17 protein-coding genes are annotated in these 18,294 nt (G+C 68.9%); 2 read left to right on the top strand and 15 right to left on the bottom strand.

Annotated elements, in window-relative coordinates:
- Positions 1 to 8: 8 nt before the first annotated feature.
- The 9 genes from BN3001_RS02190 to BN3001_RS02150 all read right to left on the bottom strand — a co-directional run bounded on the left by BN3001_RS02190 (position 9) and on the right by BN3001_RS02150 (position 9,047).
- On the bottom strand, positions 9 to 509 hold the full coding sequence (locus BN3001_RS02190) for an Mbeg1-like protein (RefSeq protein WP_058270182.1): 501 nt from the start codon (positions 507 to 509) through the stop codon (positions 9 to 11).
- Between the two features lie 141 nt (positions 510 to 650).
- Positions 651 to 1,034, bottom strand: a complete 384-nt coding sequence (locus BN3001_RS02185; RefSeq protein ID WP_058270181.1) for a Spx/MgsR family RNA polymerase-binding regulatory protein — start codon at positions 1,032 to 1,034, stop codon at positions 651 to 653.
- A 96-nt stretch (positions 1,035 to 1,130) separates the two neighbouring features.
- Positions 1,131 to 2,678 (bottom strand): Asp-tRNA(Asn)/Glu-tRNA(Gln) amidotransferase subunit GatB, encoded by a 1,548-nt coding sequence (gene gatB, locus BN3001_RS02180; protein WP_058270180.1) that lies wholly within the window; start codon positions 2,676 to 2,678, stop codon positions 1,131 to 1,133.
- Positions 2,678 to 4,189 (bottom strand): Asp-tRNA(Asn)/Glu-tRNA(Gln) amidotransferase subunit GatA, encoded by a 1,512-nt coding sequence (gene gatA / locus BN3001_RS02175; RefSeq protein ID WP_058270179.1) that lies wholly within the window; start codon positions 4,187 to 4,189, stop codon positions 2,678 to 2,680. The genes gatB and gatA overlap by 1 nt, the downstream gene beginning before the upstream one ends.
- Positions 4,189 to 4,506, bottom strand: a complete 318-nt coding sequence (locus tag BN3001_RS02170; protein ID WP_058270178.1) for an Asp-tRNA(Asn)/Glu-tRNA(Gln) amidotransferase subunit GatC — start codon at positions 4,504 to 4,506, stop codon at positions 4,189 to 4,191. The genes gatA and BN3001_RS02170 overlap by 1 nt, the downstream gene beginning before the upstream one ends.
- 175 nt (positions 4,507 to 4,681) lie before the next feature.
- Positions 4,682 to 5,053: a hypothetical protein gene (locus tag BN3001_RS02165; RefSeq protein WP_148362921.1), complete on the bottom strand. Its 372-nt coding sequence runs from the start codon at positions 5,051 to 5,053 to the stop codon at positions 4,682 to 4,684.
- A 442-nt stretch (positions 5,054 to 5,495) separates the two neighbouring features.
- Complete coding sequence (locus BN3001_RS02160) at positions 5,496 to 6,509, bottom strand: aspartate-semialdehyde dehydrogenase (protein ID WP_058270176.1); 1,014 nt, start codon at positions 6,507 to 6,509, stop codon at positions 5,496 to 5,498.
- A gap of 57 nt (positions 6,510 to 6,566) precedes the next feature.
- On the bottom strand, positions 6,567 to 7,916 hold the full coding sequence (locus tag BN3001_RS02155; protein ID WP_058270175.1) for an aspartate kinase: 1,350 nt from the start codon (positions 7,914 to 7,916) through the stop codon (positions 6,567 to 6,569).
- Entirely contained in the window at positions 7,917 to 9,047 is a 1,131-nt protein-coding gene (locus tag BN3001_RS02150) for a homoserine dehydrogenase (RefSeq protein WP_058270174.1), read from the bottom strand.
- Between the two features lie 105 nt (positions 9,048 to 9,152).
- Between BN3001_RS02150 and thrC the strand changes: the two genes are divergently transcribed.
- Both thrC and thrB read left to right on the top strand, forming a co-directional pair.
- Positions 9,153 to 10,637, top strand: coding sequence for a threonine synthase (thrC, locus tag BN3001_RS02145; RefSeq protein ID WP_058270173.1), 1,485 nt, complete (start codon positions 9,153 to 9,155; stop codon positions 10,635 to 10,637).
- Positions 10,634 to 11,569 carry a homoserine kinase gene (thrB, locus tag BN3001_RS02140; RefSeq protein ID WP_058270172.1) on the top strand — a complete coding sequence of 312 codons (936 nt, stop codon included), beginning with the start codon at positions 10,634 to 10,636 and terminating at the stop codon, positions 11,567 to 11,569. Before thrC ends, thrB begins: the two co-directional genes overlap by 4 nt.
- A gap of 30 nt (positions 11,570 to 11,599) precedes the next feature.
- On the opposite strand, the gene BN3001_RS02135 is transcribed toward thrB, so the two are convergent.
- The 6 genes from BN3001_RS02135 to BN3001_RS02110 all read right to left on the bottom strand — a co-directional run bounded on the left by BN3001_RS02135 (position 11,600) and on the right by BN3001_RS02110 (position 18,213).
- Positions 11,600 to 12,310 carry an ABC transporter ATP-binding protein gene (locus tag BN3001_RS02135; protein ID WP_058270171.1) on the bottom strand — a complete coding sequence of 237 codons (711 nt, stop codon included), beginning with the start codon at positions 12,308 to 12,310 and terminating at the stop codon, positions 11,600 to 11,602.
- The gene (locus tag BN3001_RS02130) at positions 12,311 to 13,126 is read right to left on the bottom strand and encodes an ABC transporter ATP-binding protein (RefSeq protein ID WP_058270205.1); all 816 of its coding nucleotides are present in this window, start codon (positions 13,124 to 13,126) and stop codon (positions 12,311 to 12,313) included. It lies immediately after the preceding gene.
- A 106-nt stretch (positions 13,127 to 13,232) separates the two neighbouring features.
- Complete coding sequence (locus BN3001_RS02125; RefSeq protein ID WP_058270170.1) at positions 13,233 to 14,384, bottom strand: branched-chain amino acid ABC transporter permease; 1,152 nt, start codon at positions 14,382 to 14,384, stop codon at positions 13,233 to 13,235.
- 11 nt (positions 14,385 to 14,395) lie between these two features.
- Positions 14,396 to 15,271, bottom strand: a complete 876-nt coding sequence (locus tag BN3001_RS02120) for a branched-chain amino acid ABC transporter permease (protein WP_058270169.1) — start codon at positions 15,269 to 15,271, stop codon at positions 14,396 to 14,398.
- 114 nt (positions 15,272 to 15,385) lie between these two features.
- On the bottom strand, positions 15,386 to 16,570 hold the full coding sequence (locus BN3001_RS02115; protein WP_058270168.1) for an ABC transporter substrate-binding protein: 1,185 nt from the start codon (positions 16,568 to 16,570) through the stop codon (positions 15,386 to 15,388).
- Positions 16,571 to 16,812: 242 nt separating this feature from the next.
- Complete coding sequence (locus BN3001_RS02110) at positions 16,813 to 18,213, bottom strand: hypothetical protein (RefSeq protein ID WP_058270167.1); 1,401 nt, start codon at positions 18,211 to 18,213, stop codon at positions 16,813 to 16,815.
- Positions 18,214 to 18,294 lie beyond the last annotated feature (81 nt).

The following is an 18,294-nucleotide window of genomic DNA, read 5'->3' as shown; positions in this document are numbered from 1 at the left end:
AAGACGCCCTACCGCCTGGCGGACGGCTTTGGGTCGGGCTTTGGCTTCGACGGCGTCGCCATCGCCCTCAGCGCCCAGCTCAACCCCATCGCCGCCCTGTTCGTCGCCATCCTGTTCGGCGTGCTGTCGGTGCCCCGAAACGCGACGACGAGGGCCTCGGGAAGCTCGACGCACATGGCGGCAAACTGCAGGGCGCGCGACTCGTCGACGACGTCGACGCAGCCGCTCAGTCGCAAGGTCCCAAAGCGGCGGCTTGTGGCAAGGTCGCTGACGAACTCGACGTCCAGGTTCGCCAGCGACCGGACGAAGGGCGACAGGTCCCCCTGGGCCTCGGCGAGGATCTGCGCGCAGGCGTCACCCAAGGTGGAGCAGCTCCCCCGAGGCGGCACGACGCGGGCCAGGTCAAGATAGGACGCGGTCGCCAGGACCAGGGCGTCCACCTCGTTAAACGGCCGTTCGTCAAAGCGTAGGTCCCCACGCCACCGCAGGTAATCCGTCATGTTGGGCATGAGCCTGCCTCCCCTGCCGCAATGGGGTCGATGCCCTCGCGAGGTCGGGGGTCGCCCCTGCGCCGTCTGCCTCCCCTGCCGCAATGGGGTCAATCATAGGCCGCACGGCGGCCCCGCACAAGATGACGGGCGCCCGGCGCCCTAGAGAAGCTCCTCCTGCCACCGGGCCTCCTTGAAGCCCACCAGGACCAGCGGCGTCCCGTCATCTCGGGTACCGACGACGAGAGGTCGCCTGACGAGCATCCCGTCCTCGGCGAGGATGGCGCACGCCTCGTCACGGCTGATGCCGGCGTCAAGGCGCTCCTTGAGCTTCCGCTCGCGGTACAGCCTGCCGCTCGTGTTGAAGAGTCGCCGCGGCGGCAGGCCCGAGGCGGCCTGCCAGGCTTGAAGCTCGTCCTTGGCGGGCCGCTCGGCGACGATGTCGCGCAGCGCGTAGGCGACGCCACGCTCGTCGAGCCAGCGCAGGGCCCTCTTGCAGGTGCCGCATCGGGGGTGATGAATGACGGTGAGGTCGTGGGCTGCCATGGCTGCCTCCTTGGTCGCTACGGACGAGACGATGTCTCCTGTCAGCCTCGCACGCCGCCGCAGGGCCGGCGGGCGCGAGGGCGGCGGCACGGGTCCCTAGGCCTCGAGCCTGCCGCGAAGCAGCTGGTTGAAGAGCTTGGGGTTGCCCTTGACGCCCGCCGCCTTGGAGGCCTTCATGCACTGGCCCACCAAAAAGCCGAGGACCTTGGCATTGCCGTCGCGATACTGTCGCACCTGGTCGGGGCAGCGCTCAAGCACCACGTCGACCACCGGGCGAAGCGTTCCCTCGTCGGTGCTCTGACGCAGGCCGCGCTCGTCGACGACGGCCTCGGGGTCACGCCCGCTGCCGTCCACCGCCTCGAGCACCTCGCGGGCCTGCGCGAAGCTGATGGCGTCGGCCGCGAGCAGCCGCGCGACGGAGGCCGCCTGGGAGGCGCTGACGGACGCGTAGGCAGGCAGGAGGTTGACGACGACGTTCGCCAGCGTCCCGGCCGTCTTCTCGCCCGCCAGGTCGAGCGCGCGCTCGAAGAGCGCCGCCGTCGCGGGGTCGCCCGCTATCTGCGCGGCGTCGGGGCGCTTGAGGCCCAGGGTCGTCACGAAGCGGTCGCGCTTCGCATCCGGCAGCTCGGGGATGCGCGAGCGCGCCTCCTCGACGAAGGCGTCCGAGAGGTCGAAGGGCGCGAGGTCGGGGTCAGGGAAGAGGCGGTAGTCGTCGGCGGTCTCCTTGACCCTCATGACAACCGTGCGGCGTCGGGCCGGCTCCCAGTGGCGCGTCTCCTGAAAGACGACGCCCCCCTCCTCCAGGACCTCCGCCTGGCGGCAGATCTCGTACTCCAGGGCGTCATGCAGGCTCTTGAAGGAGTTGATGTTCTTCATCTCGGTCTTGGTGCCCAGGCGCGTCTCGCCCCGGCGGCGCAGCGAGACGTTGCCGTCGCAGCGCATGGAGCCCGACTCCAGGGAGCAGTCGGAGATGCCCAGGGCCAAAAAGGTCTGGCGCAGCTTCTCCATGAACAGGCGCGCCTCCTCCGGCGTGCGCAGGTCGGGCTCCGTGACCAGCTCGATGAGGGGGGTGCCGCAGCGGTTGTAGTCGATGAAGGACTCGTTCGCCCCGGCTATGCGGCCCTCCGCGCCGCCGGCGTGCACCATCTTGGCGGCGTCCTCCTCCATGTGGATGCGCAGGATGCGGATGGGGGCCACGTACGAGCCATCCTCGGCTCGTACGATCGGCAACGTCCGGTCGTCGGGGGCGCCGCCCTCCCGCCGCGGGCGCTCCCTGGCATGCTCTCCGGCGACCTCAAGGTCAAGATGGCCGTGCATGCAGAAGGCGACGGGACCCTGGGTGGTCTGGAAGTTCTTTGCCATGTCGGGATAGAAGTAGTGCTTGCGGTAGAACATCGAGCGGCGCATGATCTGGCAGTTCGTGGCGAGACCCGCCATCACGATGGACTGGATGGCCCGGCGGTTGGGCACGGGCAGGGCGCCCGGCAGGCCCAGGCACACGGGACACACGTTGGCGTTGGGCTCGTCGTCGTGACTGAGACGGCAGTTGCAGAACATCTTGGTGTCGAGCGTCGTGAGCTCGGTGTGGACCTCGAGGCCGATGACGGCCTCCCAGTCCTCGAGCACCTCCGGAAGCGACCTCATCAAAGCTCGCCTCCCCTGCCGGCGCAGCCCGGGGCGACGGGCGCCCCCTTGCCGAGGCCTCCCCCGGCGTCCACGGCGCGCTCGAGCGCGCGGGCGAAGGTCAGCAGGCGGCGGTCCTCGAAGGCCGGGCCCTGGAGCTGCGCGGACACGGGGAGGCCCGTGTCGCGCCCCAGACCCAGCGGCACCGAGACGGCGCCGTTGCCGGCGATGTTGCTGCTGATGGTGAACATGTCCGACGCATACATCTGCAGGGGGTCGCTTATCTCGCCAAACCTGAAGGCCGTGCGGGGGGAGGCGGGCATGAGGATGACGTCGCACCGTGCGAAGGCGCGGGCGTAGTCCTGCGTGATGAGGGTGCGGACCTGTTGGGCCGGGTAGTAGTACTGGTCGTACACGCCGCTCGAGAGCAGGTAGGCCCCGAGCATCTGACGGCGCTTGGCCTCCTCGCCAAAGCCGTGCGCGCGCGAGAGGGAGCTCTGCTCGGCGAGCGTGGCGCAGCCTGGCTCCTGATAGCCATAGCGAACGCCGTCAAAGCGGGCGAGGTTGCTGAAGGCCTCGCAGGGGGCTATCACGTAGTAGGCGGCTATGGAGCTCGCGATGTTGGGCAGGCTGACCTCGACGACGTTGGCACCCTGCCCCTCGAGCGCCGAGCGCGCCCGGCCGACGGCCTGACGCACCTCGTCAGTGAGCCCTTTGACCTCCAAAAGCTCGGGCACGACCCCCACCGTCATCCCCTCGATGGAATCCTCGAGGCTCTCGAGGAAGTCGGCGCGACAGTCCTGGCTCGTCGAGTCAAAGGGATCGCGCCCGGGGCCGACGAGCGCGTCCATGGCGAGGGCCACGTCCTCGACGCGGCGCCCGAAGGGGCCCACCTGGTCGAGCGAGCTGCCAAAGGCGACGACGCCGTAGCGGCTGACGAGGCCGTAGCTGGGCTTGAGCCCCACGACGCCGCACAGCGAGGCGGGCTGGCGGATGGAGCCTCCCGTGTCGGAGCCCAAGGAGAGGGTCACCTCGCCGGCGGCCACGGCGGCCGCCGACCCGCCGGACGACCCGCCCGGCACGCGCTCGAGGTCCCAGGGGTTGGCCGTGGGATGGAAGGCGGAGGTCTCGGTGGACGAGCCGAAGGCGAACTCGTCCATGTTGGCCTTGGCCATGGGCGTCGCGCCGGCGTCGATCATCCTCTGCACGCAGCTTGCCGTGAAGACGGACTCGTAGCCTTCGAGCATCCTCGAGGCGCAGGTCGTGCGCGTGCCCACCAGATGCATGTTGTCCTTGAACGCCGTGGGCACGCCGGCGAGGGGGCCAAGGGCCTCTCCCCGGGCGCGTCGCTCGTCCGTCGCGCCGGCCGCCGCTAGCGCGAGCTCGGCAGTCACCTGCAACAGGGCTCGCACGGCGGGCTCGCGCGCCTCGATGGCAGACAGCGAGGCCTGCGCCACCTCCACGGCCGAGAAGTCACCGGCCGCCACACCCCGCGCGATCTGCGCGCAGGAGAGCTCGTCAAGGCTGGCCATCAGCGATCACCTTCCCCGTCGCCCAGGATGGAGGGCACGCGAAAGTAGCGACCCTCGACGCTGCCGGCGTTGCGGAGGGCGTCATCCAGGGGCAGCGCGCGCTCGGAGGCGTCGACGACGTCCCGTCCCATCACGTTGGAGAGGTCCCCGATGGGATGGTAGGTGGGGTCGACCCCCTTGAGGCCATAGGCACGTATGGGCTCCAGGAGGCGGACCGCGTCGTTGAGATAGGCGGTCATCTCCTCGAGCTCCTGGGCGTCAAGGGCGATGCGGGCGTAGTCGGCGATGCCGGCGACGTCCTCGGTGGAAAGTGCCATGAATCCTCCGTCACACGAAACGCGAATCTAGGGACAGTACGACAGCGCGATAGCCCACCTATTGTATCCGATAGCCACCTGCGCGGGGCGCCTGTCTGCATGCCTGCGCATATGCGCCAGCGCCCCCCAGGGCGACACGGGGACCTGCCGGAGACGCCCCGGGGCCGCCGCGCCGCTAGCGACCTTCGTCGCCACGGGCCCGACGCAGCATGAAGGACCCGTACAGCCCCGCGACGAGCCCCAGCAGGGCGGCACAGGCACCGATGGCGACGTACTCCCAGAGCGGCAGGATCGACCCGTGCGGAAGCGTCAGACGAGCCCCGAGCACCACTCCCAGCTGGAGCAGGGCAAACGCGAGGCCAAGGGCCGGGACGACGAGCAGGCGCCCCCAGCCCCAGGAGCGCTGGGGCGCGACTGCGGCGCCCAGCGCGAAGGTGAGCGTCACCATGAGCAGATAGAGGGGAAGCGCCACCTTGACGGAGCCGAGCAGGTCGGGATGAAGGACGAAGCACGCAAGGTAGCCCGCCCAACCCATGACGTAGCACAAGAGGACGACCCAGAGGCGTCTCGCAAAACGCCGGCGCAGGGAGCGATCGGCGACGTCGTCGCGGGGCGTGGCGGCGCGAGGTCGGGGCCTTGCGCTCCCCTGACGAGGGCGCGTGGCGCCAGGGCCCGCAGGCCGGGCCTTGGCCGAGGGCCGCACCGTCCGGTTCCGCCCCGTCGTCGAGCCCCTGCGCCGGGACGGACCCTGGCCCGTCGAGCGGGGCCGGGATCGCGCCCTCCGGGCGTTCCTCTGACCTGCGTCTCCTGCCACGTACCTCCGCACTCCCCTTCCAAGCCGCCACCGCGAGGCGACGTCCGGCGGCGCGCCCTCGCGCCGCGTCATCCTGATTCTACGGCAGTGGGGCGCGGGTGGCGAAACGACGGACGCCGCCCGCGCGCCTGCGTCGGGAAACCCACGGGGACCGCGACGCAGCGGCAGGGGCCCCTCAGAGCAGGTGCTCGGCGATCTGGACCGCGTTGGTGGCGGCGCCCTTGCGAATCTGGTCGCCGCAGCAGAAGAGCGTCAGGGCGTGGGTGCCCTCGGGCGCCGAGAGGTCGCGGCGGATGCGGCCCACGTACACCAGGTCCTGGTCGCTCGTCTCGAGCGGCATGGGATAGCGCAGCGCGCACGGGTCGTCCACCAGGCGCACGCCCGGGGCGTCGGCAAGGATCTCTCGGGCCTCGTCCGGCGAGAGGGGACGCTCGAACTCCAGCGTGATGGACTCGGAGTGGGAGCGTAGGACGGGCACGCGCACGCAGGTGCAGCTGACGCGCAGGTCGGGAAGATGCATGATCTTGCGCCCCTCGTTCTGCATCTTCATCTCCTCGGACGTGTGCCCCTCGTCGTCAAAGCCCCCGATCTGAGGTATGAGGTTGAAGGCGAGCTGATAGGCAAACGGGTCGGTGGCCCCCGGCTCCTTGCCGGCAACGATGGCCCTGACCTCGCGCTCCAACTCGTCCAGGCCCGGCTTGCCCGCGCCGGACGCCGCCTGGTAGGTGCTCACGACGAGCCTCGTGAGGCCTGCCGCCTGATGCAGCGGCCACACGGGCACGAGGCCGATGATCGTGGCGCAGTTGGGGTTGGCGATGATGTTGCGCGGATGCCGGGCGATGTCGTGGGCGTTGATCTCGGGGATGACCAGGGGCACGTCGGCGTCGAGCCTGAAGGCGTGGGAGTTGTCCACGACCACGGCCCCCCGGCGGGCCGCCTCGGGCAGCAGCTCCTTGGCCTGCGCGTCGCCTGCGGCGCCCAGCACGATGTCGGCGCCCTCGAAGGCGTCGGGCGTCGCCTCGCGCACGGTGACCTCGCCGCCCCGAAAGCTCACCGTGCTTCCTGCCGACCGGGCGCTGGCCAGGGGGACGAGCTCGCGCACGGGAAAGTCCCGCTCCTCGAGGCAGCGTCTCATCTGCGTGCCGACGACGCCCGTCGCGCCCAGTATCGCAACAACCTTACCTGTCATGTCTGTCCCCTTTGGTAGCGTGAGTGAGCGTGGGCGCCCGTCGGCGGGCGAGGTCGCCTAGGCGAGCGTAGCCTGCCTGGGCATGTCGACCATCTCAGTGTCGACGAAGTTATCGTAGATGCAACGGATGGCGCGCTCGAAGTCCGCGTTGCTGACGCCCATGATGATGGAGATCTCCTGCGAGCTCTGGGTGATCATGCGGATGTTGATGCCCGCCTCGCCGAGGACGCCAAAGACGCGGCCCGACGTGCCGGCACGACGGCTCATGTTGCGCCCGACGACCGAGATGAGCGCAAGCTGGTCGACCACGTTGATGCTGTCGGGCTCGAGCTCCTTCTGCAGGTCATGGACGATGGCATAGATGTTGTCCTTGACGTCGGCGGCGCTGACCACGACGCCGAAGGAGTCGACGCCCGTGGGGATGTGCTCCACCGAGACGCCGTAGCGCTCGAAGACGGAGAGCGCCCGGCGCACGAAGCCCACCTTGGACGACATGTGCGCCTTCTGCACGTGCACGGCCAGGAAGTCCTTCTTGCCGGCTATGCCGGTGATGAGGTGCTCGCGGGCGCCGTCCTTGGCCACCTCGGAGATCGTGGTGCCGCGCTTCTCGGGAAGGTTGGTGTTCTTGATCTGGATGGGGATGCCCACCTCGCGCACCGGGAAGATGGAGTCCTCCTGCAGGACGGACGCGCCCATGTAGGACAGCTCGCGCATCTCGTCGAAGGTGATGCGATGGATGGTGCGCGGGTCGTCCACGACGCGCGGGTCGGCCGAGAGGAAGCCCGAGACGTCAGTCCAGTTCTCATAGAGGTTGGCGTCGATGCAGCGGGCCAGAATCGCGCCGGAGATGTCGCCGCCGCCGCGCTGGAAGAGCTTGATGGAGCCGTCCACCGTGGAGCCGTAGAAGCCCGGCATCACAAAGTCCCCCAGGCGCTGCACCGCGTCGCGAATGCGCAGCTGCGTGCGCTCGAGGTCGACGGTGCCGTCATGGTGGAAGACGATGACGTCGCGCGCGTCGAGGAAGGGCTTTTCCAGGTACTCGGCCATGAGCTGCGCCGTGAACCACTCCCCGCGCGAGACGACGAACTCGGGGGAATGGGCATGGATGGAGTCGATGAAGTCGTCGAACCTCTCCCGCACCGGGAAGCTCAGGCCCAGCGCCTCCTTGATGTCAACGTAGCGCCGCTCGATCTCGTGCAGAAGCGCGGTGCAGTCGACGTGGTACTCGATGTGGGCGTTGACGAGCAGAAGCAGGTCCGTGACCTTGTTGTCCTGGGCGAAGCGCCTTCCGGAGGCCGACACCACCACGAAGCGGCGGTCGGGGTCGGCGTCAACGATGCCCTTGACCTTCTTGAACTGCTCCGCGTCCGCGACGCTCGAGCCACCGAACTTTGCGACCTTGATCATCTACGCCTCCTGCGGGAGCGCCGCCATGAAGGAGGTCGCATCCGTCTCAAGCGCTCGCTCGAACAGCTCGCGCGCCTCCTGTGCCGTCACGTCCCGCACCACGTACGCGCCGGGCGCGCAGGCCTCGCCCCCCGCGGGGCGACCCGCCGTGCGGAACAGGTAGTCGCCCTTAAGGAGCGTGGGGTCATAGGCCAGCTCGCTGCCGAGGTCATAGCGAGGGCGCCGTCCCTCCTGATAGTCGATGACGTCCTGGACGATGGCGTTGCCCGTGGGGAGCATGCCGGCGCCCTGGCCGTAGAACTTGAGCTCGCCCACCGTGGAGCCCACGAGCGTCACGAGGTTGAAGTTGGAGGGCACGTGCGCCTCGAGGGTCTCCTGGGGCAGCGCCACGGGCTCGACGCAGACGGCATAGGAGCCGCCCGCGCGCACGCCGCGACCCAGGAGCTTGACCGTGCGGCCCAGCGAGGCCAGCAGGTCGATGTCGGCCTTCGTCACGGTACGCAGCCCCGTGACGGGGAACTGCCCCGTGCAGGCGACCCCAAACGCGACGCAGGCGGCTATGAGGGTCTTGTTGCGCACGTCCACGCCGTCGATGTCGGCGGAGGGGTCGCGCTCGGCATAGCCCAGGCGCTGAGCCTCGGCGAGCACGTCGGCGAAGTCGGCCCCCTGCCTGACCATGGCGTCGATGACGTAGTTGGTGGTGCCGTTCATGATGCCCGAGAAGGACGTCACGTCATCGACGCGACGGACCCTCTCGATGCCGGAGATCCAGGGGATGCCGCCGGCGCAGGTGGCCTCGATGAGCAGGGCGGACCCCGACGTGGCGGCAACTTGCGCAAACTCGGCAAAGTGCGCGGCGACGACCGCCTTGTTGGACGTCACGACCGCCTTGCCCGCCGACAGCGCCCGCACGATGAAGGCGTGGGCCGGCTCGATGCCGCCCATGCACTCGACGACGAGCTCTATCTCGTCGTCGTTGACGATGTCGTCAAAGTTGGCGGTCATGCGCGGGTCCGTGAGGCGCCCCGGGAGCTCGAGGATGCGCGCGACCTTCACGCCCTCGACCCTCTCGGCTATGATGCGGTCTACTCCCTGGCCCACCGTGCCGTGTCCGAGAAGGGCAATCTTCATCTTGATCCAATCTTTCGAGTGTGTGACGGCTCCGCTGCCCCTGGGCGGGCAACGCTATCATACGGTGCGCACGCCCATGCATGCACGAGGACAAGGAGCGCACCCGTGGAAACGTTCTATCACAGCACGCGAGGCTGCGGCGGCTCCGTAACAAGCAAGCAAGCAATACTTTCCGGCATCGCCCCGGACGGGGGCCTGTACGTCTCGGACCAGCTGGGCGACAGAAAGCTTGACCTTTCGGTCGTGACGGGGCAGGGCTACCGTCAGACGGCGTGCCAGGTGCTCTCGACGCTGTTGCCCGACTTCAGCGACGAGCAGGTCAAGGACTGCGTCGCCGGCGCCTATGGCGACACCTTCGACAGCGCCGCCGTGACGCCCGTCTCGCCCCTGGGGCACGACTGGCTGCTCGAGCTCTACCATGGCCCCACCTGCGCCTTCAAGGACGTCGCCCTCCAGATGCTCCCCCGCCTCATGACCGCCGCGCGCGACGCGGACGGCCCGCGCATCATGATCGTGACCGCGACCTCGGGCGACACGGGCAAGGCCGCGCTCGCCGGCTTCGCCGGCGTCGAGGGCTGCGGCGTCACGGTCTTCTACCCGGAGGGCAAGGTCTCCGAGACCCAGCACCTTCAGATGGCCACCCAGACGGGCCGCAACGTCGCCGTCTGCGGCGTCACGGGCACCTTTGACGACTGTCAGGCCGAGGTCAAGCGGATCTTTGCCGACGTCGCCCTGCGCGACGAGCTCGCCGCGGGCGGCGTCGCCCTCTCGAGCGCCAACTCCATCAACGTCGGGCGGCTCGCCCCCCAAGTCGTGTACTACGTTGACGCCTACGCCCAGCTCGTGCGCAGGGGAGCCGTCACGCTCGGCGAGGCCGTTGACTTCTGCGTCCCCACGGGCAACTTCGGTGACGTGCTCGCGGGCTACTTTGCCAAGCGGCTGGGCCTTCCCGTGGGCAGGCTCGTCGTGGCGTCCAACACCAACAAGGTCCTCACCGACTTTCTCTCGACCGGCGTCTACGACCGGCGGCGCGCGTTCGTCAAGACCATCTCGCCCTCCATGGACATCCTGGTCTCGTCCAACCTCGAGCGCATGCTCTACTACCTCACGAACGGCGACGTCGAGCAGGTGGCCGCCTGGATGGGCTCCCTCGCGCGCGAGGGCGTCTACGACATCGGCGCGACATGGCTCGCACGGCTCCGCGAGACCTTTGACGGCGACTTTGCCACGGACGCCGAGACGAGCGCGGCCATCCGCTCGGCCTGGGAGGACGAGGGCGTGCTCATCGACCCGCACACGGCCGTCGCCTCCTGCGTGCTGCGCCGCCGCGCGCCCGAGGGACGCCAGCGCGTGTGCCTCTCGACGGCAAATCCCTACAAGTTCTCGGCCGACGTCCTCGCGGCGCTGGGCGTCGCGACGCAGGGCATGAGTGACTTCGCCTGCATGGACGAGCTCCAGGACCGCACGGGCATCTGCGCGCCGCCCCAGCTGTGCGACCTGCGGAGCGCCCCGATCGCCCATGACTCCATCTGCGGGCGAGGCGCCATGAGGAGCTTCCTGTCCCACGCCTGCGCGAGGATCTTCCGATGAGCCGCCCGCGCGCCGCGACGTCGCCCGAAGGCGCGCGACGGGCGACGTCCGTCGTCATCGAGGTGCCCGCGACCTCGGCCAACGTGGGCGTGGGCTTTGACTGTCTTGGCATGGCGCTCGACCTCGTCGCGCGCTTCTCGTTTGAGACGGCCTCCCTCACCCGCATCGACGGCTGCCCCGAGCGGTTCAGGGGTGCGGACAACCTCGTATGGACGAGCTTCCTGGAGACCTGCCGCAGGCTCCGCCGCGAGCCGAGGCCCCTGCACATCACCATAGACTCCCCCATCCCCCTCTCGGGCGGCCTGGGGTCAAGCTCCGCCTGCGTCGTCGCGGGCGTCATCGCGGCGCAGGAGCTGGTGGGAGACGGCCTCGATCGTGACCAGGCGCTGGACATCGCCTGCGAGCTTGAGGGGCATCCGGACAACGTGGCGCCCGCCATCCTGGGCGGGCTCGTGAGCTCGTTCGTCGACCGGGGTCGCACCCATCCCGTCCGCCTCGAGGTGGCGCCCAACGTCAGCTTCGTGGCAATCGCGCCGCCCTATGAGCTGCGCACGGCCGACGCCCGCGAGGTCATGCCCCGAAAGGTCTCGCTCGAGACGGCCGTCTGGCAGGTGGGGCACTGCGTCGCCGCCGTCCATGCCCTGGTCACGGGCGACCTCGAGCTGTTCTCCGCCGCCGCCTCGGACAGGCTGCACGAGCCGTACCGGGCACCTCTCATCCCCGACTACGAGGCCCTCAGGCGCACGGCGCTCGCGGCGGGGGCGTCCGCCTACCTGATAAGCGGGTCGGGCGCGACCATGCTCGCCGTCTGCGACGGCGAGCGCGTGGCGCGGCGCGTGGCCGACGCCGTCCTGGGCATGGTGGAGAACCGCGTCGAGGGCCTGTGGGTGCGCACCCTGTCCGCACGCTCGGCGGGGGCGCGAGTGGCGTGAGGCGCCTCGCAAGACGCCCGGCTGCCTCCCCTATCCGCCCAGGTAGGCCTTGCGCACGTCATCGTCGTGCAGGAGCTCGGCTCCCGTGCCCGTCTTGCTGATGGTGCCCGTCTCCAGGACGTAGCCGCGGCGCGCGATCGAGAGCGCCATGGAGGCGTTCTGCTCGACGAGCAGAATCGTCGTGCCCTGCTCGTTGAGCTCCTTGATGATGTCAAAGATCTCCTCGACGAGGATGGGCGCGAGCCCCATGGACGGCTCGTCGAGCATGAGAAGGTCCGGGCGGCTCATGAGGGCACGTCCCATGGCAAGCATCTGCTGCTCGCCGCCGGACAGCGTGCCGGCGGACTGCGCGACGCGCTCTTTGAGGCGCGGGAAACGGGCGTAGACCCGCTCGACCTGCTCGCGGTTCTCCTCGTCGGTGCGGGTGTAGCCTCCCATGGCGAGGTTCTCGCCGACGCTCATCTGGGTGAACACGCGACGCCCCTCGGGACAGAGCGCCAGGCCCCGCTCGACGATCTTGTGGGGCCGGGTGCCCACGATGTCCTCGCCCTTGAACGAGATTGAGCCGCCCTCGGGCCGATTGAGGCCCGCGATCGTGTCGAGCGTCGTCGACTTGCCGGCACCGTTCGCCCCGATGAGCGACACGATCTCGCCCTCGTTGATGTCAAACGAGATGCCCCGGACCGCCTTGATCGCGCCGTACGACACGTGCAGGTCCTTGACGGACAGAATCTGCGCCACCTACCTCACCCCAACCTGCTTGCCCAGATAGGCCTCGATGACCCTTGGGTCGTTCTGGATCTCCTCGGGCGTGCCCTTGGAGATGATCTTGCCGTAGTCGAGCACGGCGACGCCCTCGCAGACGCCGCTCACGAGCTGCATGTCATGCTCGATGAGAAGGATGGCGATCTGGAACTCGTCGCGGATGAGCTGGATGTTGCTCATCAGCTCCTCGGTCTCGTTGGGGTTCATGCCGGCGGCGGGCTCGTCCAGAAGCAGCACCTTAGGCTGGGTCGCGAGCGCGCGCAGGATCTCAAGGCGACGCTGGGCGCCATAGGGCAGGTTGCCGGCGGTCTCGTCGGCAAGCCCGCGCATCCCAAAGATGTCAAGGAGCGAAAGGGTCCTGTCGCGAAACTCCTCCTCCTGGCGCCAGTGGCTGGGCAGGCGCAGGATGTCGGCGACGAGGGAGGAGGACATCGCGTTCGTGAAGCCCACGAGCACGTTCTCGGCCACCGTCATCTTGTCAAAGAGGCGGATGTTCTGGAAGGTGCGCGCGATGCCCATCTTGTTGACCTGGACCATCGACTTGTTGGCCGTGTCAACGCCGTCAAGCAGGATTGTGCCGCGCGTGGGCTTGTAGACGTTGGTGAGCAGGTTGAAGATTGTCGTCTTGCCCGCGCCGTTGGGACCGATGATGCCCGAGATCTCGGTGCGTCCCAGGGCGATGGAGAAGTCGTCGACCGCCGTGAGGCCGCCAAAGTCGATGCCGAGGCGCTCGGCCTGGAGCACCGGCAACGAACCGAGGTCGCGCTCGGGAATGAGGTTGGGGGTCTCCATCTGCACGAGCACGGAGCGACCCCTCCTGGGTCCGCCCTGCGCGCCGACGGCGTCCGCCGAAGGTGACGTGCCGTCACCACCCGTCGGCACGGACATGCGCCCTTCCTTAGGCATGGACGTTCGCCTCCTTCGCATCGTGGTCGCCAGGGTCAGCGGCGACCGGGGCGTCCTTCCAGGGCAGGCGTCCGTTCAGGGCGTTCTCGACCCAGCGGGACAGCGAGAAGTCGTACGAGCCCAGCAGGCCCTGGGGGCGGAAGATCATGACGAGGATCAGGACGACGGCGTAGGCGACCATGCGGTAGTCCGAGAAGGCGCGCAGGGCCTCGGGCAGGATCGTCAGCACGGTGGCGGAAAGCACCGACCCGATCATGGAGCCCATGCCGCCGAGGACCACCATGACCAGTATCTCGATGGACTTCATGAAGCCGAACTTGGCCGGCGCCATGACGCCGACGCAGCCCGCGTAGAGGCCCCCGCCGACGCCCGCGAAGAAGGCGGAGGCGACGAAGGCGAGCGTCTTGTAGTAGGTGACGTTGACGCCCGACGCCTCCGCGGCGACCTCGTTGTCGCGAATGGCCAGGATGGCGCGACCATGGCGCGACTTCATCAGGGCGTGGATGACGAAGAGCGAGACGGCCACGACCGCAAAGGTGTTGACGAAGTTCGTGTAGCTGGGGATGCCCGTGAGGCCCTTGGCGCCGCCCGTGAGCTCAAAGCCCAGGACCGCATCGACGTTCTGCATGACGACGCGGATGATCTCGGCAAAGCCGAGCGTGATGATGGCGAGGTAGTCGCCCTTGAGCCTGAGCGCCGGCACGCCGATGATGATGCCGCAGACGGCCGCCACGGCGCCGCCGAACAGCAGCGCGAGGACGAGCAGGGCGAGGGCGGCGGGGCTTCCCGTCACGAAGTCCCGTGCGCCGACCCCAAAGACGGGCTCCAGCCGCATCAGGAAGATGGCGCAGGCATACCCACCCACGGACATGAAGCCGGCATGACCCAAAGGCAGCTGTCCCAGGTAGCCCGTCGCGACGTTGAGCGACACCGCCATGATGATGTAGATGCCCACCTGCTCGAGGACCGTCGTCTGATAGCGGGTGATGACGCCCCCGTCGACGAGCAGGTTGCCGACGAGCAGGAAGGCAAGGACGAGCAGCGCGTTCATGGCGTAGCGCATCGGCATGGACAGGCGCCTCTGGACGGGCCCCGCCGTGGCGCCCAGCGAGATGACGGGCTTGTCCGTGGTCTGAGTCCGCATGCTTCCCCCCCCTAGACCTTCTCGCTCATGGTACGGCCGAGGATGCCGGTGGGCCGCACCACGAGCACGATGATGAGCAGCATGAAGACCACGGCGTCCTTCCAGGTGGAAAGGCCTATGGCCGAGACGAACACCTCGGCGAAGCCGACGAGCAGGCCGCCTATGACGGCGCCGGGTATGGAGCCGATGCCGCCGAGCACGGCGGCGACGAAGGCCTTGGTGCCCAGCATGATGCCCATCGTGGGCGAGGCCTGCGTGTAGGCCATGCTGTAGAGCACCGCGCCGATGCCCGCGAGGGCCGAGCCCATCGCGAAGGTGAAGGAGATGGTCGAGTTGACGTTGATGCCCATGAGGCGGGCGGCGCCCATGTCCTCGGAGACCGCGCGCATGGCCTTTCCGAGCTTGGTCCTCTGCACGAGAAAGGTCAGGACGGCCGTCGAGACGACGGTCACGACCACGGTGATGAGGGCCACCGTCGAGAGCTGCGCGGCGCCGATCTGGACGTTGCCCACGTCAACGTAGCTGGGAACCACCTTGGCGTCGGCGCCGAAGACCAGCTGGGCACCGTTCTCCAGGAAGTATGAGACGCCGATTGCCGTGATGAGGATCGACAGCCTCGGCGCCTCGCGCAAAGGGGCGTAGGCCACCTTGTCGATGAGCACGCCCAGAAGCGTGCAGCCGGCCACCGAGAGCACGATGGCGAGCACGGGGCCGAGGCCCAGCTGCGCCATCACGATCCATGAGATGTAGGCGCCCGCCATGATGATGTCGCCATGGGCGAAGTTCAGCAGCAGGATGATGCCATACACCATCGTGTAGCCCAGCGCGACGAGCGCATAGATGCTGCCCAGCTGCAGCCCGTTGAGCACCTGCGTCAAAACCGTCACGGCACAACCCTTCCCTTCCTGATGTCCTGCCGGATGCCGGCCGCCGTCGCACGCCACGGCGCCGGGAGTCAGGCGACAAGCCCCCGGCGCCGTGCCGTGCCCGATGTCACGCCGCTAGGCATCGATGGTGGTGAACACCTTCTCGGTGCCGTCCGCGTCAAAGCTGATGACGAGCGTGGACTTGACGGGGTCGCCCGTGCCGTCGTACGAGATGGCGCCCGTCACGCCCTGGACCTTCCCCTTGGCGATCTGGTCGATGACCGCCTGCTTGAAGTCGTCCTTCGCAGGGTCGCCGCCCGCGTCGAGGGCGCCCTTGATGCCCTGGGCGAGGACGTTCGCCGCGTCGTAGCCGAGGGCGCAGAAGTTCGTGGGGTCCTCGTTGAACTTCTCCTTGTAGGCCTTCACGAACTCCTGGACCCCGGCGTCCTCGTTGGTCGCGACGAACGAGCAGCAATAGTAGCAGTTCTGAAGGTCGGCCGCCGAGGCGTACTGGCCGGAGGCGATGTTGGACCAGCCGTCCACGCCAAAGATGGGGCCGGAGAATCCCTGCTGGCGTGCCTGGGTGATGATCTTGCCGTCGTCCTGGTAGTAGTTGGGGCAGAAGATCGCGTCAACGCCCGCCGAGATGATGGTCGTGAGCTGGCTGTTGAAGTCCACGTCACCGTCCTGATAGGCGGACTGCTGGGGGACGCTGATGCCCTTCTTGCCCGCCTCCTCGACGAAGGCCCCGTTGACGCCCGTGGAGTAGTCGTCGCCGTTGTTGTAGATGGTGCCGACGGACTTCCAGCCCTGCGACTGCGCGAAGTCGGCCATGACCTTGCCCTGGAAGGGGTCGGTGACGCAGGCGCGGAAGGTGTTGGGGCCAAAGCTGATCACCTCGGCCGCCGTGGCAGAGGGGGTCACGCAGGGGAGGTTGTCGGCCACGGAGGCCTGTGCGACGGCGATGGAGGGCGTGGACGTCACGTCGCCGATGATGCCGATGACGCCGTCCTCGACCATCTTGTTGTAGGCGTTGAGCGCCTCGGTGGCGTCGCCCTTCTCGTCCTGCTCGTCAAGTTCGACGGCGTAGTCGCCGATGCTGGGGTTGTTGGCAAAGTAGAGCTCCGCGCCGTTGCGGCAGGCGATGCCGTACTGGGCGACGCTGCCCGAGAAGGGGCCGAGCACGCCGATCTTGATCGTCTTGTCCGAGCTGGACGCCGACGTGCCGCCGCAGCCGGCCAGAAGCGACGCGCCGCCGAGACCCGCGGCCGCCAGGCCGCCAAACTTGAAGAGGTCGCGCCTGCTGAGTGAGTGAGTCATGATGTCCTCCCAAGGTTGAGCGGTCCGACCAACCAGATGGTGTGCAGGTCGGGGGTTGACCAGATACTTTATGCCGCCCCTATGCTTCTGCCAGGTGCGCCGGGGGATACTTATTTTGTTCGTAACAACACGCTGCCGCCCAGCAGCGCCAGACGCACGGGCTTTCAGGACGCAGCGCGACGCGGCGGCACGCCGTCACCCGGAAGAGGAGCGGCCGAGCGCACGGCGCAGGTCATGGCCGCCTAGGCTATGGCGTTTTCGACCAGGGCGGGCTTGGCCATGTGCCTGGGCTGGTACTCCGCCTGCGCCCGCCGGTTCGCCCTGCCTGCGATGACGTCCGTCGAGCGCAGCGAGAGCGAGCTGTCGAGCACGTGCAGGCTGTCCGTGGGGTCCATCTGCGCATAGGCGCGCGCGCGACGGGACGCCTCGTCCTTGATGATGCCGTCCACGTACGTGCGGGCGTTGAACGCGGGGTCGGCGAGCACGGGCGCGGGCGTCTCGTCATGGGACGGGACGAGGGCGGGAGCCTCGGCGGGAACGTAGAGGCTGATCTTCTCGTCCATCGAGGCCAGCGCGAGATTCCAGTCGTCGTCGCGCTGTGCGCCGACCGTCGGGGCGAGGGGCACGTCGACGTCATCGTCAGTCGCGAGGACGCAATCCTGAGTCGCCGCGGCGTCCGCGCGGGGCCCGGGCCACCTCCGTCCGCACGCATCCGTCGGGCGCGCGCCACGGGCGGTGCCGGGAGTCACGCCGGGGGCGGGGGCGGCTCCCGCCCGCCGCGCGGGGGCGCCTGCGGAGACGCACGACGACGCCGGCGCGACGTCGCCTCCGACCAGGCGCACGGAGTCGCCCAGGCGGTCGTTCCACCACGAGGTGCCCACGTCGCCCACGCTGCCGTCGGCGCGCTCGATGATGGGCAGACCCTCAAAGCGGTCGCCGCCCAGTCGCTCGGCAAGCACCTCCCTGACGCCGCGCGCCTTTGCGGCGAGCCGCTCGGCCAAGGTGATGCGGCTGACGTAGTGCTCCGCAAAGTCCTCGAGGTCGCTCGAGAGGTGCTGGGCGCCATCGCGCGCGGGGGCGTCAGAGGTGCTGGCCGCCGTCGTGGGAGCACGGCGGGGCGTCGTCGAGGGCGAGGCGGCAGAGTCGGGCTCGACCTTCCGGGCGCGGGACCCGGCATGCCCGGTGATCGGCAAAACGCGCGGGCGGTCTCCCTCGCCCCGACCGTCCGACAGGTGGCCGCCGGCCGCCGGACGGCCGACGTCGGGCAGGGCGGAGAGCCTCTCCCGGCCGGCAAGGGACGCCGCCGATGCCTGACGCTCCAGGGGACGGACGGCGGGAATGTCATCCGTGACGGCGGACGGGACGGGACGGGGGACGGCGGGGCTCTCCCCTGCCGGGCGATCTTCGGACGCCCTCATGTCGGCACGGCTCTGCAGCGCAAAGCTGACGCCGCAGGCGACGCCCGTGATGACGGAACCCGCGAGCACGCCGAGCGCGAAGGGATACACGACGTCCGGGCTCAACGACCCCGCGACGCTCGTCTCGGCAAGGGCCGCCCGAGGCAGCAGGGTCATGCCGACGCCAAGCGTGGCCGACCAGGCAAGGCCCGCTCGGACCGCTTCGTCACGTATGCTTCCAGCCATCGTCACTCCCTCGCGCCGCGACCGTCACGCCCCTCGGGCGAGCACGTCGCGGTGCCCGACCTAACGAGACGACTGTGGCAG

Origin of the sequence: Olsenella massiliensis (assembly GCF_001457795.1) — a bacterium.
Classification (GTDB): Bacteria; Actinomycetota; Coriobacteriia; order Coriobacteriales; family Atopobiaceae; genus Olsenella_F; species Olsenella_F massiliensis.
Note: the sequence above shows the minus strand (reverse complement) of the source record. Positions and strands in the feature narration are given on the sequence as shown.